Below are 18,730 nucleotides of genomic sequence, written 5' to 3'. Positions count from 1 at the left end.
GCTCTTTTACAGTTTCAAGGACGAACACGCATGTCCCGTCGCCGCCAGATCTACGAGGGCAAGGCCAAGATCCTCTACGAAGGCCCTGAACCCGGCACCCTGATCCAGTACTTCAAGGACGACGCCACTGCGTTCAACGCGCAGAAGAAGGGCACGATCCAGGGCAAGGGCGTGATCAACAACCGCATCAGCGAGTACGTGTTCACGCGCCTCAACCACATCGGCGTGCCCAACCACTTCATCCGCCGCCTCAACATGCGCGAGCAGCTCGTCCGCCAGGTCGAGATCATCCCGATCGAGGTCGTGGTGCGCAATGTGGCCGCCGGTTCGATCTCGAAGCGTCTCGGCATTCCCGAGGGTGAGCCGCTGCCACACACGCTGATCGAATATTATTACAAGGACGATGCCCTGGGTGATCCGATGATCGCCGAAGAGCACATCGCCTGCTTCGGCTGGGCCACCAACGAGGAGATGCAGGACATCGCCGCGATGGCCATCCGCGTGAACGACTTCATGTGCGGCATGTTCGCGGCGATCAACATCCGCCTTGTCGACTTCAAGCTCGAATTCGGCCGTATCTGGGACGGCGACTACAGCCGCGTCATCCTCGCGGACGAAATCAGCCCCGATGGCTGCCGCCTGTGGGACATGTTCACCGGCGAAAAGCTGGACAAGGACCGCTTCCGCCGCGATCTCGGCGGCGAGGAAGAGGCCTATCAGGAAGTCGCCCGTCGCCTCGGCCTGCTGCAGGACGATAACGGCCCGAGCGAAGTCTTCGACCTGTCGAAGCACCGCAAGCTGCGCGGCAAGTAAGGCCCGCAGCGATGCTCCCGAAGGCCCGGCCGCCGCAAGGTGTGCCGGGCCTTCTTGCGTCTGGAGCATCCGCAAGTCCTCACAGTTCACCTCTCTCTCCCCTTGTTATCAAGGGACTGCTCGGGCACTCGCGCCATATGCGAATCGTTCTCATTACTGCGCTGGTCCTTGCCACGCCCCTTCCCCTGTCCGCCCGGGAAGCACCGCTCCGTACCGAGGAGACCCGTTGGGCCTTCGAAACGAGCGACGTGCCGGTCGATCCCGATTTCCGCTTCGGCCGCCTGGCCAACGGCATGCGCTATGTGATCCGCCACAATGCAACGCCCGCCGGAACCGCCGTGGTGCGGATGGAAGTCGCCGCCGGCTCGCTGGACGAACAGGAAGCCGAACAGGGCTTTGCGCATTTCGTCGAACACATGGCCTTCAACGGCAGCAAGCGCGTGCCCGAAGGCCAGATGATCCCCCTGCTGGAACGGGACGGCCTCGCTTTTGGGGCCGATACCAACGCCTCGACCAACTTCGAGCGTACGATCTACAAGCTCGACCTGCCGCGCAACGACGCCAAGTTGCTGGACACTGCGCTCATGCTGATGCGCGAAACGGCAAGCGAACTGACCATTTCACAAGGCGCGATAGACCGCGAGCGCGGCGTGATTCTCTCGGAAATGCGCGACCGCAATACTTTCGGCCTGCGCAACAGCATTGATTCCACGCACTTCTTCTATCCGCAGGCGCTCTACGGCAGCCGTTTCCCGATCGGCACGGTCGCCACGCTCAACGGCGCGAATGCGGCGAACCTGCGCGCTTTCTACGAGCGCGAATATGTGCCCGCACATGTCACGCTGGTCATCGTCGGCGATTTCGACACTGCCGCCGTCGAGGCCGGCATCACCCGCCACTTCGCTGACTGGACCGGCGGCCCGGCCGAGGTCCAGCCCGACCCCGGCCCGGTTGCCTCGAAGGATCGCGACCGCACCGGAATATGGATCGATCCGGCGCTGTCGGAACGCCTCGTGATCCAGCGCAACGGCGATTGGCTGGACGAACCCGACAGTATCGCCCAGCGGCGCGAGAACCTGCTGCGCTCCATCGGCTATTCCATCGTCAATCGCCGTCTCCAGCGCTTGTCGCGCAGCGCCACGCCGCCGTTCCGCGGTGCCGGGTTCGGAACCGGTGACGTTTTCGAGACCGCCCGCTCGACGCGCCTCATCATCGACAGCGTCGACGGCAAATGGGCCGATGGCGTAACCGCAACCGCACAGGAATATCGCCGCGCCCTCGCTCAAGGGTTCAGCGCGGCGGAAGTGGCCGAGCAAGTGGCGCAGCTCCGTACTTCGATGGTCAATGCCGCCGGCTCTGCCAACACCCGCAGCAACGCGGCGCTTGCCGGCATTGCACTGTCGGTGGTCGAGGACCGGGTCGTGCCTTCCACGCCCGCCTCCGCACTTGAGCGATTCGAAACCTTCGCGCCTGCCATCACGCCCAAAGCGGTGCTGGCCGCGCTCAAGCGGGAGGCGCTCGCTCTCGACAGGCCACTCATCCGTTTCGAAGGCCGCAAGGCTCCCGAAGGCGGAGAACAGGCCATCCGCGCCTCATGGCTCAGCGCGATGCGCGGCCCCGTACCCCGGGAAGCGGACCCATCCGTGACGGAATTCGGCTACACCGATTTCGGCACGCCCGGCACCATCGTCAGCGACAGGCGCGACCCCCTGCTCGGCATTCGCGAATTGCGCTTCTCGAACGGCGTCATGCTGAACCTCAAGCCCACCGAGCTTGAAAAGGACCGCATCCGCGTCAGCCTCTCCATCGACGGCGGCGACATGCTCGACACCCGGGAGAACCCGCTCGCCACCGAAATGGTGGGCTGGCTCGACAAGGGCGGCCTCGGCAAGCACAGCCGCGACGAACTCGATACGATCATGGCCGGCCATACGCTGGGCTTCGGCCTTGGCAATGGCGCCGCCAGCTTCGATGCCGAAACCGCGACCACCCCGCGCGATCTCGAATTGCAACTGCAACTGCTGACCGCGCTCATGACCGATCCCGGCTACCGTGCCGAAGGCGAAGTCCAGTACCGCCAGCAGGTCAACAACAGCTTCGCCCAGCTTCGCGCAACCCCGGCTTCGGCAATGGGCGCGGACCTCGGCAGGATCCTGTCAGACAACGATCCGCGCTTCAGCCTTCAGCAGGTGGACGACTATCGCCACCTCACTTACGGCAAGCTGCGCGACACCATCTCCGAACGCCTCGCCCACGGCGCCGTCGAACTGGCGCTAGTAGGTGACTTCGACGAGGACAAGGCCATCGCGGTGGTCGCGCGAACGCTGGGCGCCCTGCCCGCCCGCGAGGCCGCCTTTCGTCCCTACGCGGATCAGCCGCCGCGCACCTTCACGGCTGACCGCAAGCCCCGCGTGCTGCGCCATACCGGCCCTGCCGACCAGGCGCTGCTTCGCCTGACCTGGCCCACCCGCGACGATTCCGACCCGCTGGACGCGCTGAAGCTGCAAATGCTCGAACGCGTCGTCCGCATCGAACTGACCGACAGCCTTCGCGAAGTGCTCGGCAAGGCTTACTCACCCTCTGCCGGCAGTTCGCTCTCGCACTACTGGAAGGGCTACGGCACCTTCACGATCAGCGCCTCGATCGACGTGGCCGACGTGCCCGCAAGCCGCGAAGCCATCGGGAAAGTCGCCCGCGAACTGCGGCTCGCCCCCGTCAGCGATGACGTGCTGCAACGTGCCCGCGCGCCTCTGCTCGAAGCCTATCAGAATGCGCTCAAGGGCAACGGCGGCTGGCTTTCCCTGGTGGACCGCGCCCAGACCCAGGCCGACCGCATCGAACGCTTCACCAAGGCCCGCGACCGTCTGCTGACGATCACTCCGGCCGATGTCCAGGCCATGGCGCAGCGCTATCTCGATCCCGCCATGGGGCTGGAGGTCCTGGCCCTGCCCGAAGGCGTGGAAGCGCCCGCAAAGTAAGGGGCGCGCAAGCACGCGTGCGGAGGACGAGGCTTGATGGACCGCCCCTCAAGCCTCGCCTCGGTTTTTGTTCGCTTACCTCGCGTGATTGGGGCGTGTCGGCCGCCCCGTCCGCTCCGCCCATTCGACGATCAGATCGTCGTAGAGGTTCTGGTCGATCAGATCGTATTTCTCCGGGAAGTTGGTGAAGGCCGCCATCGCGCTCTTCACCGCGCCGGTCTCCATCAGTTCGCGCGCCATGGCGAGGTGGCCGACGGCCGCCGAAACCCAGCCCCAGCCGGTCGAGAGCGTGAAACCCGTATCCGGAAGGTTGAAGCCCAGCGTGCAGACCGGGATCGGCATGTGCGGGATCACTTCGGCCTGCTGCTCGGGCGGGGCGCTGGCGAAGACGATGGCATCGGCCCCTGCCTCGGCATAAGCCTTGCCGCGCCGGATCGCCTCCTCGATCGAGCCCGTACCGCCCCCGCCATTGGCGCTGGTATAGAGCTCGTCGCAGCGGGCGATGATGACGAGCCCGGAATCGCCCCGTGCCTTTACGCCGGCCTCGATGCGAAGCTGCATGTCCTCGATCGAACAGAGACCGTTGGCATGCTTGGAATGCTTGGGATTGACCTCATCCTCGACGTGATAACCTGCGACGCCCGCGGCCACGTACCTTCGCGTGAAATGATAGGCATCGGCCACGGTTTCGCCCAGGGTATCGGCATCCACGATCAGGGGAATGTCGATGGCCTGCGCGATCCGGCCAGACTGTTCGATCATCTCGACCTGCGAGAAGATGCCATTGTCCGGCACTGCGTAGTGGAAGGCGGAGCAGGCATGTCCGCCAAGATAGGCCGCCTTGAACCCGACATGCTGCACCGCGCGCCCGGTCAGCGCGGAATAGGCCTCGGCCGCCACGAAATGCTCTCCGCTTTCGATCAGCGCGCGCAGTTTCTCACCCGGTGTCGGCATCGTCCTCATCTCCCGTCCTCGCGGCCCGTTCCGAGCGGCGCCTTCATCGCAGAGGGCTCGCATGATCGGAGGGCACCGGCAAGCGGAGCGGGCATCGCCGCCGCGTTCATCGTTCCCACGAACAAGGCACGCGGCCGCGCCGAAGCCCAGCCGCGTGCAGTTTTGCAGGCAGGAACCTGCCGGCAGGCCGCGAGGGAGCGGCCTGCCGGAACCGGAGCGATCAGAAGTTGACGGTGCCCTCCACGCCGAAGGTGCGCGGCGGATTGAAGTTTCCGTACGCGCCCAGGGTATTCGCGTTGGCGTAGGATAGGCGATAGATGTGCGTTTCGTTGAGCAGGTTGCGGCTCCAGACGGAGACGGTCAGCCTGGTTCCGTTGTCGCTCATCGGAATATCGGCAAGCGCGATGCGGCCGTTCACGATGAAGCTGGACTGAGCCTTCACGGCCTCGTCCTCGAAGGTGTACTGGCGGCCGGAATAAGCTGCATCCAGATGGAACTGCACGCTCTCGTCGCCGCTGCCGACCGGTATCGTGTAGTCGATGAAGCCGGATGCAGCATGCCTCGGCGTGTAGACGATGAAGACATTCTGGTAGACCGGATTGGTAGCGGAACCGAGGAACGGGTTCAGCGTCTTGGGCACCTTGGTGTAAGTGTAGGCATAGGACGCGCCGAGCGAGAGGTTGCTCGTCGGGTGGATGTTCAATTCCGCTTCAAGCCCGCGGATCTTCGTGGTGCCCGGTGCATTGAGCGTCTCCTGCGTGTGCAGGTTGAAATACGGGCTGTTGGGATCGATGTTGACGTTGTCGAAATCGACCTGCGTGCCGTCACGGTCCATGATGTAGCCGGCAAGGTTCAGGCGCACCTTGCGATCGAGGAACATCATCTTGGCGCCGACTTCGTAGGAATTCACGGTTTCCGGCCCGAAGGCGTCAAACGTCTGCGAACGGTCGTTGGCGCCGCCGGCCCGATAGCCGGTCGCATACTTGGCGTAGAGGTTGATGTCCTGCGTGGCGTCCCAGGCCAGCGTGACCATCGGGTCGAAGCGGTCCTTCCGGTAATGGAAGCCGTAATCGACCACGGCGCCGTTCACCATGTCCAGCACGCCGTCACGCTTGTCATGCGTGAAGCGGCCGCCCGCCGTCAGGTGAACCTGGTCGAGACCGGCGGGCGTGTAGGTTGCCTGGGCGAAAGCGGCGATGCTCTGCGCCTTCGCGCGGCTGTCTCGCTGGAGGAACAGCGAAGAATCGTCCCAGCCCTGGTTGCCCGAGGTTACCGTGCCGGTGACGCTGGGGCTGAGGATGGTGTAGCCGCTGCCGTCCGCATTCCACTGGTTCGAGCTGGGCGTCGCGGCATATTCGCTGGCGTGTTCGTTGTAGTAGAAGGCGCCCGCCACGAAATCGAGATGCGGCAGGCTGCCGACGATCTGCAGTTCCTGGCTGAACTGGTTCTGGTCGAGGAACGAGAGCGAGTAGCGGCCGAACTTGGCATTCGGGAGGAAGACCGAGCGATGGGCACCGCCGGAATTGTCGTACTGGTCGGTATGAACCTCACGCCATGCCGTGATCGAGCGCAGCGTCAGGTTCGCCCCCAGATCGTAGCTGAGATTGCCCATCACGCCCTGTGTCTTGTCCACGCTGGGCTGCTGCGGCACGCCGATGTCGGCGGTCTTCATGCGCTTGTCGCCGCTGACCTGCACGAGCGGTGAAAGCGGGGCAATCGTGCCGCTGGGCAGCTTACCGCCATTGGCCGCGATCTGCGCCAGCGTGGCAACCGGCAGGTTGTTTGGATTGTAGTTGATGAGCTGGCTGTACATCGGCGTGTTGTCATCACGCGACTTGTCGAACGAGATGTTCGCGGTCAGCCCCTCGAACGGCTTCCACTGGGCCTGGATTCGGCCACCCACGCGGTCGTAGTAGTTCCAGCCCGTCTGCCCGGCGAGCGGGTTCTTCACCGTGGCGTCCTGGTGCTGGTAGACGCCGTCGACCTTGATCGAGATGTTGTGGAATTCGGGGAAGTCGATGTGCGCTTCGCCATTGCGCTGGCCGTAGTTGCCGATGCCGGCCTCCACGCGGCCGCCGAATTCGCCGGTCGGCGCCTTGGTGACGATGGACAGCGCGCCGCCTTCCGTATTGCGGCCGAACAACGTGCCCTGCGGCCCGCGCAGCACTTCGATGCGCTGCACATCGAACAGCGCCGCATTCAGTCCCTGCTGGCGGCCGAGGTATACGCCGTCAAGGTAGACGCCCACGCCCTGGTCACGCGCGGTCTGGTTTGCGTCGAAGGGCACGATGCCGCGAATACCGACAGTAAGCGCCGACTGGCGCGCCTCGAACGTGGCGACGCGCAGCGACGGCACGGTGCCGCTGGCAAGGTCGATCAGGCTCTGGACGTGCTGCTTCTCGATATCCGCGCTGCCGATGACGGCAATCGCGATCGGCGTCTTCTGGAGATCGGTCTCGCGCTTGGTAGCGGTGACGATGATCGGCACCGAGGCATCACTTTCGGCGGCCGCAGCGCTTGTTGCTGCTTCGTCAGCGAAAGCGGCGACCGGCGCCTGGCTCAACGCGACGATGCTGCACGTAGCCGCCAGACGGATGGCGTGGCGAATCATGTAAAACTCCCTGAAATGCTTTGCTTTCCGCCTTGCAGTCGCGGCAAGGGGCTCGCCCGTCGGGGCGACAGGGAGGCTGACTAAGCGCGGCCCGCGTCACATCCATGTTGCTTTCTTGTAATTTTTTTGACGTGATTGTGACGGCCAAACATGACAAATTTGACACGTGAATGGCAGCCGATGTGGCACTATGTGGGCGGATCACTCCTGTTGAAACCCGGGACACCATGATCAAATCTGGCGACATCGTGCTGACTTCGGGCGACCTTGCCCATGTCAGCGCCGTTCGTGACAGCTTCCTCTCCTTCGAGGCGGAAGTGACGAATGCCACCGACCTTTGCGTACGTATTTCCAAGGCACCGACCTGGGTCTTCCTGGACTGGCTTCTGCCTGAATTGTCGGGACTTCAGCTGTGCGGCCTGCTTCGTGACCGTATTCACGACCACCCGCTCCACGTGACCATGATCCTGCCCGAACCTGACCAGCGCGCCCAGGCACGCGCGCTGGATGCGGGGGCGGATGACTATCTGATTGGGCCGCTTACCCCGGCCGCTCTCGTTCAGCGCCTGCGAATCTACCAGCCGGCCGCAGCCGCGCGGAAAGAAACTCCGGCGATCCAGATCGGCGATCTCCTGATCCAGCCCGATTCGCATCTGACGCGCTACAAGGGTCTGGTCGTGCCCCTGCAATCCAACGAGCAGCGCCTGCTCAATCATTTCGCACGAAACCCCAACCGGGTGTTCACGCGCGGCGAACTGATCGGCGTGCTCGGCAAAAGCGTGGACGTCTGCGACGAACGCACCGTGGATTCGTGGGTCAGCCGCCTGCGCCGAAAGCTGCGCTCGATGCAGGTGCCCCACCTGCCCCGCACCGTCCGCTCGTTCGGCTACGTCTTCGACAGCGCAGAAGCCTGAAGCCCGACGCCGAACGACGTCAGAGGCTTTCGAGAGCCGGGATCAGTTCGTCGAAATGATCGATCACCACCGTCGCGCCCAGTTCGCTGGCCGGCTTGTCGTTGAAGCCGAAGCTGACCGCGACGCAGGGCAGCCCCGCCGCCGCCGCCGCGCCCGTATCGTAAGTGGTGTCCCCCACGAAAGCGGCCCTGACGGCACCGGAACGGCCGCTCCCCGCGCGCTCCAGCATGAGATCGATGAGGTCGGGTTTCGGTTTGGCCCGCCCGGGGCCCAGCGTGTCGCCGCCGATCACCGTGAAGAAATGATGAGAAAGCCCCATTTCCTCAAAGATTTTCACCGCCAGACGTTCCAGCTTGTTCGTGACGACCGCCAGCTTGACCCCCCGCTCCGCCAGTCCCCTGAGCATCGCTTCGCCGCCGGGATAGAGCCGCGTCTCCACGGCGATATGGTCGGCATAGTAAGCGATCAGTTCATGATGCAGTTCGTCGAGCCGCGCCTCGGAAACCGGGCCGCCGGTAACGTCCAGCCCCTTCGCGAGCATCTTCCTCGCGCCGCCGCCGACCAGATCGCGCACCTCGCTCACGGGAATGGCTGGCCGCCCCTCGATCGAGAGCGCATGATTGAGCGCCACCGCAAGGTCTCCAAGCGAATCAAGCAGGGTTCCGTCGAGGTCGAAACCGACGATGTCGAAGGGAAAGTCTGTCATCCCCTCCTCAGTGGCTTCCCGATGTGGAAACCGCAACAATTTGCTGGCAAGTGATACACATGGTCGAACAATCCACGCCTCTCGCAATCGTCGTCCTCGCCGCCGGCAAGGGCACCCGCATGAAGAGCGATCTCCACAAGGTGCTCCATCCCATCGCGGGCCGTCCCATGCTCGAACACCTGCTGGACAGCGCTGCCGCACTGGCACCGCAGCGGCAGGTCGTCGTCGCGGGCCATGGACGCGAACAGCTTGAGCGGGCTCTCGGCAGCCGCGCGACAATCGCCGTTCAGGAACCGCAACTCGGCACCGGCCACGCAGTGCAGCAGGCCGAAGCGGCGCTGGCCGGCTTTTCCGGCGACGTGCTGATCCTTTACGGTGACGTGCCTTTCGTCAGCACCGAAACGATGCAGGCCATGATCCATCGCCTTCATGCCGAGGATTCGCCCGCCGTCGTCGTGCTCGGTTTCGAGCCGGAAGACCCGCTCCAATACGGCCGCGTCCTCGCCCATGACGACGGGCGCATTGCCATGATGGTCGAATACAAGGACGCGAGTGAGGAACAGCGGGCCTGCCGACTGTGCAATTCGGGCCTGATGGCGGTAAAGTCCGCCGACCTGTTCGGCCTGCTTGCCCGCGTCGGGAATGAAAACGCCCAGGGCGAATACTACCTCGTGGACATCGTCAACGTGGCGACACTCGACGGGCAGTCGTGTGCGGTCATCGTCACCCCCGATCCGGGCGAAGTGGGCGGCATCAACAGTCGCGGCGAACTGGCCGAGGCCGAAGCGCGCTGGCAATCCCGCCGCCGTATCGCCGCCATGGCCGACGGCGCCACCCTGATCGCGCCGGAAACCGTGTTTTTCGCCTGGGACACGAATCTCGGCCGAGATGTGACCGTCGAACCCAACGTTGTCTTCGGCCCTGGCGTCACGGTGGCGAACGATGTGACCATCCACGCATTCTCGCACCTTGAAGGCGCCACCATCGAAACCGGCGTCTCGGTCGGCCCTTATGCGCGCCTGCGCCCCGGCACTATCCTGCGCGAGGGTTCGAAGGTCGGCAATTTCGTCGAGATCAAGAACGCCGAACTGGGCGAAGGCGCGAAGGCCAATCACCTCACTTACGTTGGCGACGCAACGGTGGGCGCCAGCGCCAATCTCGGCGCAGGTACGATCACCTGCAACTACGACGGCTATTTCAAGCACCGCACCGTTATTGGCGAGCGCGCCTTCATCGGCTCCAACAGCGCCCTTGTCGCCCCGGTCAGGATCGGCGCGGATGCCATCGTTGCCGCGGGCAGCACCGTCACCAGCGATGTGGGGGACGGAGAACTTCGCCTCGTCCGCGGCGAACAGCTGGTCAAGCCGGGTTGGGCCGACCGTTTCCACGATGCCATGAAGAAGAAGAAGGCCGAGAAGTCAGCAAGCTGATACGAAAACGGGCGGTTCAGCACCGCCCGTTTCAAGATTTGCGGTGATTGCGAATGGTCAGGCGCCGATGGCCTTCTTCTGGGCAATGAAATCCAGTTCGCTCTTGGCTCCGGCATTGGCGGGATCATATTCCAGCGACTGGCGGAACAGCTTCTGCGCTTCGTCAAGCTGGCCCATCTCGATCTTGTTGTAGCCCATGCCGCGAAGAGCGCGGGCGGCGACCGAGGCGTCGTCACCCTTGGTGTCCTTGTCGACGATTTCCCATGCATGGGAGAACAGATCGTAGGACCGTTGCCATTCCCGGCGCGACTTGAACAGTTCTGCATACTCGTTGGCGAAGTGGGCATTATCGGGCGCGAGTTCGGTAGCACGGCGCAGTTCGGCTTCCGCAAGGTCGCCGCGTCCAAGATCGACCAGCGCAAAGCCCTTTCCGAAGTGTGCATCGCAAACCGCGCTGCTCACGATGACGGCCTTGCCCGCAGCAACAGACCCTTCAGCCGCTTCCGACTGGCAGAGCCGCGGACGGACGTCACCGGTCAGCGCCTGTTCGCTCGCGAGGATCACCGAATCGAACATCTTTACCGCCTGCGCAGGCTTGCCGGCACGAATCAGCGCGAAGCCTTTGCTGACGCCGTTCTGGCTTTCGATGTGGAGCGCGGTGTTCACCACCGCCCCGCCGCCACCGATGTCGCGCGCGAATGCAGGTCCGCTGCTGGCCACGGCGGCAAGCCCGATGAAAACAAATGAAACCGACTTCATGGTGAAGTGCATCGGCGTTATCCTCTCCAGGAACACCGATCGCGCACCGATCTTTGCCGGGCGATTTTCGTCGGAACAGTGTTCGTCGAACTGCGTAGACTATCCAACGGACGCGGTTTGACAAGAACTTTCACGAAACCCAGATAGCGGTCACCGAATCTTTCCCGTCCCCCGGAGTATCCATGCCAAACAATCCCTGGAGCCACAGCCGCAATTCCGCGATCGCCGACGATGTCGACTTCGAAATCAAGGGTGCGGAACTCCAGTTCGTCGAGATCGAACTGGACCCGGGCGAAAGCGCGGTAGCGGAAGCGGGCGCGATGGTCTGGAAGGATTCGTCGATCGCCATGTCCACCGTGTTCGGCGACGGTTCCGAACAACAAGGCAGCGGCTTCATGGGCAAGCTGCTTGGCGCGGGCAAGCGCCTCGTCACCGGCGAGAGCCTGTTCACCACCGTATTCACGCACGAAGGACGCGGCAAAGCCCGCGTCGCCTTCTCCGCGCCGATCCCCGGTTCGATCGTGCCGATCAAGCTCGATGAGGTGGACGGCCGCCTGATCTGCCAGAAGGACGCCTTCCTCTGCGCGGCGCGCGGCGTCTCGATCGGCGTTCATTTCCAGCAGAAGATCATGACCGGCCTGTTCGGCGGCGAAGGCTTCATCATGCAGCGCCTCGAAGGTGACGGCTGGGTCTTCGTGCAAATGGGCGGCACCGTTATCGAGCGCACGCTGGAAGCGGGCGAGGAACTCCACATCGACACCGGCTGCGTCGCCGCCTTCACGTCCGGCGTGGATTTCGACCTGGTGCGTGCAGGTTCGGTGAAATCGATGATCTTCGGCGGCGAAGGGGTGTTCTTCGCCCGCCTGCGCGGCCCGGGGAAAGTGTGGATCCAGTCGCTGCCGTTCTCGCGCCTCGCCGGGCGCATGATGGCCGCCGCCGTACCCTATGGCGGACAGAACCGCGGCGAGAGCACGCTGCTCGGCCTCGGCGCCGTTGGCGGAATCGGGGCCCTGCTCAGCGGCGACGACTGATCGCTTCGGATTACATCCGATAACCCATCCGCTTTGCACACATTACCAAGCCTTCATGGTGGCGCCACCAAACGCCAACCATTATCGGTGTATGGGCAAGGCAGTTTCGGCTCGAACAAGGTAACGCAAGCGCAATGTGTGGAATCATCGGCATCGTCGGCAAGGAAGAAGTCGCGGATCGGCTCGTCGACGGACTGCGCCGCATGGAATATCGCGGTTATGACAGCGCGGGCGTCTGCACGGTCGAGAACGGCCAGCTGATCCGCCGCCGCGCGCAGGGCAAACTGGTGAACCTCGTTGACGAGCTGGCGCGCGATCCCGCGCCGGGCCTGATCGGCATCGCTCACACCCGCTGGGCCACGCATGGCGCGCCCACCGCCGTCAACGCCCACCCGCATGCGACCGAACACCTTGCCCTCGTCCACAACGGCATCATCGAGAACTTCAAGCCGCTGCGCGAAGCCCTCGAAGCGCGCGGTCGCAGGTTCGAGAGCCAGACCGATACCGAAGTTGTGGCGCATCTCGTTTCCGAGCAGGTCGAAGGGGGGCTCTCCCCGCAAGAGGCGGTGAAGGTCGCGCTGCCGCAACTTCGCGGCGCCTTCGCGCTCGCGATCGCTTTCCGCCAGCACCCCGACCTGCTGATCGGCGCCCGCCTCGGCTCGCCGCTGGTCGTCGGTTACGGCGAGGGAGAAACCTACCTCGGCTCCGACGCCCTCGCGCTCGCCCCGCTGACCCAGCGCATCACTTATCTCGACGAAGGCGACTGGGTCGTCATCACCCGCGAGGGCGCGCAGATCTTCGATGCCGACAATAATCCGGTGGAGCGCGAGATCGTCTCCTCCGGCGCCTCGGCCGTTGCCATCGAGAAGGGCAATTACCGCCACTTCATGCAGAAGGAGATTTTCGAGCAGCCGACCGTGGTGGCGCAGACCCTGCGCAGCTACATCCACCAGGTGGACCAATCGGTCGCCCTGCCGCAGATCGATTTCGACCTTTCGGCCATCAAGCGCATCACCATCGTCGCCTGCGGCACCAGCTTCTACGCCGGCATGGTGGCGAAATACTGGATCGAGACGTTCGCTCGCCTGCCGGTCGACATCGATGTGGCCTCCGAATTCCGCTACCGCGACCCGGTGTTGGAGCCGGGCGGCCTTGCCCTTTTCATCTCGCAGTCCGGCGAAACGGCGGACACGCTCGCCGCGCTGAAGCACTGCAAGGCGGCCGGGCAGACCATCGCCGTCGTCGTCAACGTGCCCACCAGCACGATGGCGCGCGAGGCGGACCTGCTGCTGCCTACCCATGCCGGCCCGGAAATCGGCGTCGCTTCCACCAAGGCCTTCTCCTGCCAGCTCGCCGTGCTCGCTGCCCTCGCGGCGCATCTGGCGGTAAAGCGCGGACGGATGGACCGGAATGAGGAAATGGAAGTCGTCCATCACCTCCTGCAGACACCCGCCAGCCTCAACGCGGCGCTCGCTTTCGACGAAGAGATCGCCGCCATGGCACATCTCATCGCGCCGGCCCGAGACGTACTCTACCTCGGCCGCGGGCCGGACTATCCGCTTGCCCTCGAAGGCGCGCTGAAGCTCAAGGAAATCAGCTACATCCATGCCGAGGGCTATGCCTCTGGCGAGATGAAGCACGGCCCCATCGCCCTTATCGACGAAGCCGTGCCGGTGATCGTGCTCGCCCCCTCCGGACCGCTGTTCGAGAAGACGGTAAGCAACATGCAGGAAGTGCGCGCACGCGGCGGCAAGGTCGTGCTGATTTCCGACGCCGAGGGCATCGCAGAGGCAGGCGAAGGCTGCATCGCCACGATCGAAATGCCGCGCGTCCACCCGCTGATCGCGCCGCTGGTCTATGCGGTGCCGGTTCAGCTCCTTGCCTATCACGTCGCCTGCGTGAAGGGCACCGACGTCGACCAGCCTCGCAACCTCGCAAAGAGCGTCACCGTCGAATAACCCGCGCGGCGGTGACCGCTTATGCTTTACCTAGTAATAACCCTTTGCCCGATATAGGCTGAAGGCGTGAATAAGCGGTCACTCCCCACCAAGGCCCTTCCCCGGGAGTTGCCTGTTCTCGCCGTTCTCGGTTTTACCGAACCGGCGGAAGGGGATTGGGCTCGTCTGCGTGGCATCCAGTATTCCAGCCTCGGCCGCGCGCCGCTTGCACGCGTCTTGACGCAGCTGGCGGCCATGGCTGCCGCGGCCGCCCTGCTTCTGCCCCATGTCCATCCGGCGGCGGTCGCCTGCTGGGCCATGCTGGTCTGCCTGACCACCTGGCACGGTGCCCGCATCGGACGAACGATGGCCGATGCGGATAGCCGTCCTCGCCACCGGGGAGAAGCTCGCGCGCAGATCGTCAGCACGGCTGCGAAGTGTCTGGTCTGGGCCATCCCGGTGTGCGGTTTCGGGCCGTTCGTCGATCCGCAAGTCCAGATCAAACTCTGGACCGTGCTGGCCATGCTGATGACCGCCTGTGCCGTACTGATTCCTGGGTTCCCGCTCACGACCCTGCTGTTCATCGCCATTGTCGGCGGTTCCGCCATCGGCTCCTTCCTTGCCGCCGGGCTCTACGACATCGCGCTTATCGCCTCGGCTTTCATCGCCGTGGTCGTTGCGGGGACGATCCAGTCCGCCAGGCAATACCTGACCGGCAAGCTGGCTGAGGCTGGGATGGTCGAACGGGACGAAGTGGTTTCGCTCTTGATAAGCGAATCCGAGAAAGGTCATGGGGACTGGGCCTGGCAGATTGACCCTTCACGCCGCCTCCGCGCCGTTTCACGCCGACTCGCCGGGGCGCTCGACAGGACTGCGGAAGAGCTTGAGGGCGTGCCGTTCCTCCAACTGCTGGCTGGTCCAAGCTGGGAAACCGGCGAATTTCCGGCGAGCCTTCACGAACTTGCCGAACGGCTGAAACGCCGTGAGAGCTTCTCGAACCTGCTCGTCCGCGTCTCGGTAGGCGGGAGGCCGCGCTGGTGGGACCTTTCAGGCGATCCCAAGCTCGACGCGAACGGCCGGTTCGACGGTTTCCGCGGCAACGGCACCGACGTGACCGAAGCTCGGGAGAATTCGGACAAGATCGCCTGGCTCGCGCGCTACGATCCCCTGACCGGGCTTCCCAACCGCCTGATGCTCACCGAAGCCCTGGATGGAGCGCTTGCCTACGCAGCGCAGTGGCGCACGCGCTGCGCCTTCCTCATGATCGACCTCGACCGCTTCAAGGCCGTGAACGAGACCCTGGGGCACCATGTCGGCGACCAGTTGCTGGCGCGCGTATCGGAGCGCCTGAAGGAACAGATGACCGATCGCGAGGTCTGCGGCCGTCTAGGCGGGGACGAGTTCGCGGTCGTCATTCGCGATGCATCGGACCTCGACTACGTGCGGCGCGTCGCGCAGCGCATCATCCAGAGCCTTTCCCAGCCATACCAGGTCGACCACCACACTCTCTTCGTGGGCGCATCGGTAGGCTCAGCGATCGGCCCGCGCGACGGCGCAACCGTCGAAACCCTGATGCGCAATGCCGATCTCGCGCTCTATCGCTCCAAGGACGAGGGCGGCAACGCACACTTCACTTACGAACCCGTGCTCCACGCCCATGCCGAGGAACGGCGCAAGCTGGAATTCTCGCTCCGATCGGCGGTGGAACGCAAGGAATTCGCGCTCCACTACCAACCGGTCGTCGATGCCGAAAGCGAAGCGGTCGTCAGCTTCGAGGCGCTCCTGCGCTGGAACAGCAAGGAGCATGGCTTCGTCAGCCCGGCCAAGTTCATTCCCCTCGCCGAAGATACGCGTCTTATCGTGCCGATCGGCGAATGGGTGCTTCGGGAGGCTTGCCGCGAGGCGATGAACTGGCCGGATCATGTCCGCGTTGCCGCCAATGTGTCGGGCGAACAATTGCTCGACGCCAACTTCGTCACCAGCGTGGTCTCCGCGCTGACGCAAAGCGGCCTTCCCGCTGCCAGGCTCGAACTGGAAGTGACCGAGAGCATCTTCCTGCGCGACGCCACGCTCGCCCGCGCCGCGCTGGAGCAGGTCATGGCACTGGGCTGCAAGGTCGCCCTCGACGATTTCGGCACCGGCTATTCCTCGCTCGGCTACCTGCGCAAGCTCCGCTTCTCGACTATCAAGATCGATCGCTCCTTCGTGCAGGGCGCCGCCACCGGCAACCCGGAAAGCCTGGCGATCATCCGTGCCGTCGTCGCCATGGCCGACAGCCTCGGCATGTCGACCACCGCCGAAGGCACGGAAACCGAGAAGGAGGTGGAGATGATCCGCAAGCTCGGCTGCCGCAAGATCCAGGGCTACTTCTTCGGCCGCCCGATGTCGGCCGCGGACGCCGGCGCGCTGTTCCGCAACCGCGCCTACTCCGCCGCCTGAAACTCCAGAAAGCCCAACGAAAAGGAGCGGGAAAGGCATGCCCCTCCCCGCTCCCGATCTTTCCCGAATGGGCAAACCTTCGATAGTCGGTCCGCCGCAGATCCGGCAATCGCCGGACCCGCCCTGGCGGCCGCTTAGGCGCCGACCATCCCGCGAATCGCGCTTTCGAAAAGCGCGCGGCCATCCGTGCCGCCGTGCGTCGCCTCGATCGCTCGCTCCGGGTGCGGCATCATGCCCAGCACGTTGCCGGCAGCGTTGAGCACGCCGGCGATCTGACGGGCCGAACCGTTGACGTCCTCGGCATAGCGGAAAGCCACGCGGCCCTCGCCCTCGAGACGGTCGAGCGTTTCGTCGTCGGCATGATAATTGCCATCATGGTGAGCGACCGGAACGCGGATATGCTGGCCGGTCTCGTATCCGGAGGTGAACAGCGACTGCGCGTTCTCCACCTTGAGCGACACTTCGCGGCACACGAACCGGATGCCCGAATTGCGCAGCAGGGCGCCCGGCAGGAGGCCGCTTTCGGTCAGCACCTGGAAGCCGTTGCAAACGCCGAACACCGGCACGCCGCGATTGGCGGCCTCGATCACCGCCTGCATGACCGGCGAACGCGAAGCGATCGCGCCGCAGCGAAGGTAGTCACCATAGGAGAAGCCGCCGGGCAGGCCGATGAAATCGAGCCGTTCGGGCAGTTCTGCATCACCGTGCCAGACGCGGATGCACTCGTTCCCCGAAACCTTTTCCAGCGCCACCGCCAGATCGCGGTCGCAGTTGGAGCCCGGGAACGTGACGACAGCGGAGCGGAAAGCCATCAGGCGACCTTCTCGATGCGGTAGTTCTCGATCACCATGTTGGCGAGGAGCTTCTTGCACATGTCGTCGATCGCTTCGTCGCTGACCGATTCTTCGACATCGAGTTCGAAGAGGCGGCCGGCGCGCACATCGTTGACACCGTCGAAGCCGAGGCCTTCGAGCGAATGGTGGATCGCCCGGCCCTGCGGGTCGAGAACACCGGGCTTGAGGCTGACGTGGACGCGGACTTTCATCGCAGGGCCTTTCGCTAAAGCAGCGCAGATTCGTTTCATGCGCCTATGGCCTCGCGAACGCTCCGGGGCAACCCGTGAGGAGGCCAAACCATGCCACCTTTGCAATTGAAGGGGCTCGCGCAACCTGCCATTCCCGGCTGATGCAGTCCTTCATCTCCTTTGCCGATCAGGTTGCCGTGGTTACCGGAGCGGGTCACGGTCTTGGCCGGGCCTATGCCCTCGAACTCGCGCTGCGCGGTGCGAAAGTCGTCGTCAACGACCTTGGCACGGCGCTTGACGGCTCGGGGCATTCCGATTCCGCTCTTGCCGTCGCCGAAGAAATCCGCGCGCTCGGCGGCGAGGCCATGGCCGATGGCGGGGACGTTTCGGACTTCGCGCAAATGGAAGCCATGGCCGCACGCGCCAGCGAGGCGTGGGGCGGCATCCATGTTCTCATCAACAATGCCGGAATCCTGCGCGACCGCACTTTCGCCAAGATGGACATGGCCGATTTCGAACGGGTCGTAAGGGTCAATCTGCTAGGCAGTGCTTATGCGACCAAGGCCGTGTGGGAAATCATGCGAGAGCAGAACTATGGCCGCGTACTCATGACGACGAGTTCCAGCGGCCTCGGCGGCAACTTCGGCCAGGCCAACTACGGAGCGGCAAAGCTCGGCGTTCTGGGCCTTGCGCGTACGCTTCGCATGGAAGGCGCGAAGTACGGCATCCGCGTCAATTCGCTTGCCCCCACCGCCGGTACGCGGATGACCGCGGACATCTTCCCCGACGAAGCCTACTCAGCGTTCCGCCCCGAAGCCGTCGTGCCCGCCGCACTGTTTCTCGTATCGAAGGACGCCCCCAATGACGCCATAGTCGGCGCAGGGGGCGGTGTCTGCCAGAGCGCCTTCGTCACAATGAATGACGGCATTCTGCTTGGCGAGGACAACCTTTCCGTAGAAGGGTTCGCCGAAGCCTGGCCCAGGATTGCCGACCGCAGCGGTGACAGCGTGCTGGAAACGGGCATGGAACAGGCCCAGCACGCTCTCTCCCTGCTGCTGAAAACCCAAGGTTAAATTCCCGAAGCCCAAATTGTAACCCAGTTGACGTCGCGCTTGCCGCAGGGCAGCCTCCCGT

General features: G+C 64.2%; 14 protein-coding genes. 8 read left to right on the top strand and 6 right to left on the bottom strand.

Annotation, left to right across the window (positions count from 1 at the left end):
* Window positions 1-30 precede the first annotated feature (30 nt).
* Both purC and U9J33_RS07785 read left to right on the top strand, forming a co-directional pair.
* Window positions 31-813, top strand: a complete 783-nt coding sequence (gene purC, locus U9J33_RS07790) for a phosphoribosylaminoimidazolesuccinocarboxamide synthase (RefSeq protein ID WP_054441309.1) — start codon at window positions 31-33, stop codon at window positions 811-813.
* A gap of 137 nt (window positions 814-950) precedes the next feature.
* On the top strand, window positions 951-3,791 hold the full coding sequence (locus U9J33_RS07785; RefSeq protein ID WP_324698820.1) for an insulinase family protein: 2,841 nt from the start codon (window positions 951-953) through the stop codon (window positions 3,789-3,791).
* Between the two features lie 75 nt (window positions 3,792-3,866).
* Here U9J33_RS07785 and U9J33_RS07780 read toward each other — a convergent pair whose 3' ends face one another.
* On the bottom strand, window positions 3,867-4,745 hold the full coding sequence (locus tag U9J33_RS07780) for an isocitrate lyase/PEP mutase family protein (RefSeq protein ID WP_132469464.1): 879 nt from the start codon (window positions 4,743-4,745) through the stop codon (window positions 3,867-3,869).
* Window positions 4,746-4,965: 220 nt separating this feature from the next.
* On the bottom strand, window positions 4,966-7,356 hold the full coding sequence (locus U9J33_RS07775) for a TonB-dependent receptor (protein WP_132469463.1): 2,391 nt from the start codon (window positions 7,354-7,356) through the stop codon (window positions 4,966-4,968).
* A gap of 227 nt (window positions 7,357-7,583) precedes the next feature.
* Between U9J33_RS07775 and U9J33_RS07770 the strand changes: the two genes are divergently transcribed.
* Complete coding sequence (locus U9J33_RS07770; protein ID WP_324698819.1) at window positions 7,584-8,270, top strand: response regulator transcription factor; 687 nt, start codon at window positions 7,584-7,586, stop codon at window positions 8,268-8,270.
* 19 nt (window positions 8,271-8,289) lie between these two features.
* Here U9J33_RS07770 and U9J33_RS07765 read toward each other — a convergent pair whose 3' ends face one another.
* Window positions 8,290-8,976 (bottom strand): HAD hydrolase-like protein, encoded by a 687-nt coding sequence (locus tag U9J33_RS07765; RefSeq protein ID WP_324698818.1) that lies wholly within the window; start codon window positions 8,974-8,976, stop codon window positions 8,290-8,292.
* A 59-nt stretch (window positions 8,977-9,035) separates the two neighbouring features.
* On the opposite strand from U9J33_RS07765, the gene glmU reads away from it, so the two are divergent.
* Window positions 9,036-10,406 (top strand): bifunctional UDP-N-acetylglucosamine diphosphorylase/glucosamine-1-phosphate N-acetyltransferase GlmU, encoded by a 1,371-nt coding sequence (glmU, locus tag U9J33_RS07760; RefSeq protein ID WP_324698817.1) that lies wholly within the window; start codon window positions 9,036-9,038, stop codon window positions 10,404-10,406.
* Between the two features lie 57 nt (window positions 10,407-10,463).
* Here glmU and U9J33_RS07755 read toward each other — a convergent pair whose 3' ends face one another.
* Entirely contained in the window at window positions 10,464-11,177 is a 714-nt protein-coding gene (locus tag U9J33_RS07755) for a diguanylate cyclase (protein WP_324698816.1), read from the bottom strand.
* Window positions 11,178-11,347: 170 nt separating this feature from the next.
* Between U9J33_RS07755 and U9J33_RS07750 the strand changes: the two genes are divergently transcribed.
* From U9J33_RS07750 to U9J33_RS07740, 3 genes are all read left to right on the top strand, one after another.
* Complete coding sequence (locus U9J33_RS07750; RefSeq protein ID WP_185997678.1) at window positions 11,348-12,196, top strand: TIGR00266 family protein; 849 nt, start codon at window positions 11,348-11,350, stop codon at window positions 12,194-12,196.
* A gap of 134 nt (window positions 12,197-12,330) precedes the next feature.
* A complete protein-coding gene (glmS, locus tag U9J33_RS07745; protein ID WP_324698815.1) occupies window positions 12,331-14,154 on the top strand; it encodes a glutamine--fructose-6-phosphate transaminase (isomerizing) in 1,824 nt (607 codons plus the stop codon).
* A 234-nt stretch (window positions 14,155-14,388) separates the two neighbouring features.
* Window positions 14,389-16,572: a putative bifunctional diguanylate cyclase/phosphodiesterase gene (locus tag U9J33_RS07740; RefSeq protein ID WP_324698814.1), complete on the top strand. Its 2,184-nt coding sequence runs from the start codon at window positions 14,389-14,391 to the stop codon at window positions 16,570-16,572.
* A 134-nt stretch (window positions 16,573-16,706) separates the two neighbouring features.
* Here the strand turns inward: U9J33_RS07740 and purQ are convergent, their stop codons facing one another.
* Window positions 16,707-17,384: a phosphoribosylformylglycinamidine synthase subunit PurQ gene (gene purQ, locus U9J33_RS07735; protein WP_054441294.1), complete on the bottom strand. Its 678-nt coding sequence runs from the start codon at window positions 17,382-17,384 to the stop codon at window positions 16,707-16,709.
* Complete coding sequence (gene purS, locus U9J33_RS07730) at window positions 17,384-17,617, bottom strand: phosphoribosylformylglycinamidine synthase subunit PurS (protein ID WP_054441292.1); 234 nt, start codon at window positions 17,615-17,617, stop codon at window positions 17,384-17,386. The genes purQ and purS overlap by 1 nt, the downstream gene beginning before the upstream one ends.
* Before the next feature lie 140 nt (window positions 17,618-17,757).
* Between purS and U9J33_RS07725 the strand changes: the two genes are divergently transcribed.
* On the top strand, window positions 17,758-18,669 hold the full coding sequence (locus U9J33_RS07725) for an SDR family NAD(P)-dependent oxidoreductase (RefSeq protein ID WP_324698813.1): 912 nt from the start codon (window positions 17,758-17,760) through the stop codon (window positions 18,667-18,669).
* The last annotated feature ends 61 nt before the right edge of the window (window positions 18,670-18,730 follow it).

Source organism: Novosphingobium sp. RL4, from assembly GCF_035658495.1.
GTDB lineage: Bacteria > Pseudomonadota > Alphaproteobacteria > Sphingomonadales > Sphingomonadaceae > Novosphingobium.
Note: the sequence above shows the minus strand (reverse complement) of the source record. Positions and strands in the feature narration are given on the sequence as shown.

Bases quoted from the DNA above. Each gene is read 5' to 3' on its own strand.
- purC (WP_054441309.1), top strand. From the start codon at position 31: ATGTCCCGTCGCCGCCAGATCTACGAGGGCAAGGCCAAGATCCTCTAC.
- U9J33_RS07785 (WP_324698820.1), top strand. From the start codon at position 951: ATGCGAATCGTTCTCATTACTGCGCTGGTCCTTGCCACGCCCCTTCCC.
- U9J33_RS07780 (WP_132469464.1), bottom strand. From the start codon at position 4,745: ATGCCGACACCGGGTGAGAAACTGCGCGCGCTGATCGAAAGCGGAGAG.
- U9J33_RS07775 (WP_132469463.1), bottom strand. From the start codon at position 7,356: ATGATTCGCCACGCCATCCGTCTGGCGGCTACGTGCAGCATCGTCGCG.
- U9J33_RS07770 (WP_324698819.1), top strand. From the start codon at position 7,584: ATGATCAAATCTGGCGACATCGTGCTGACTTCGGGCGACCTTGCCCAT.
- U9J33_RS07765 (WP_324698818.1), bottom strand. From the start codon at position 8,976: ATGACAGACTTTCCCTTCGACATCGTCGGTTTCGACCTCGACGGAACC.
- glmU (WP_324698817.1), top strand. From the start codon at position 9,036: ATGGTCGAACAATCCACGCCTCTCGCAATCGTCGTCCTCGCCGCCGGC.
- U9J33_RS07755 (WP_324698816.1), bottom strand. From the start codon at position 11,177: ATGCACTTCACCATGAAGTCGGTTTCATTTGTTTTCATCGGGCTTGCC.
- U9J33_RS07750 (WP_185997678.1), top strand. From the start codon at position 11,348: ATGCCAAACAATCCCTGGAGCCACAGCCGCAATTCCGCGATCGCCGAC.
- glmS (WP_324698815.1), top strand. From the start codon at position 12,331: ATGTGTGGAATCATCGGCATCGTCGGCAAGGAAGAAGTCGCGGATCGG.
- U9J33_RS07740 (WP_324698814.1), top strand. From the start codon at position 14,389: ATGGCTGCCGCGGCCGCCCTGCTTCTGCCCCATGTCCATCCGGCGGCG.
- purQ (WP_054441294.1), bottom strand. From the start codon at position 17,384: ATGGCTTTCCGCTCCGCTGTCGTCACGTTCCCGGGCTCCAACTGCGAC.
- purS (WP_054441292.1), bottom strand. From the start codon at position 17,617: ATGAAAGTCCGCGTCCACGTCAGCCTCAAGCCCGGTGTTCTCGACCCG.
- U9J33_RS07725 (WP_324698813.1), top strand. From the start codon at position 17,758: ATGCAGTCCTTCATCTCCTTTGCCGATCAGGTTGCCGTGGTTACCGGA.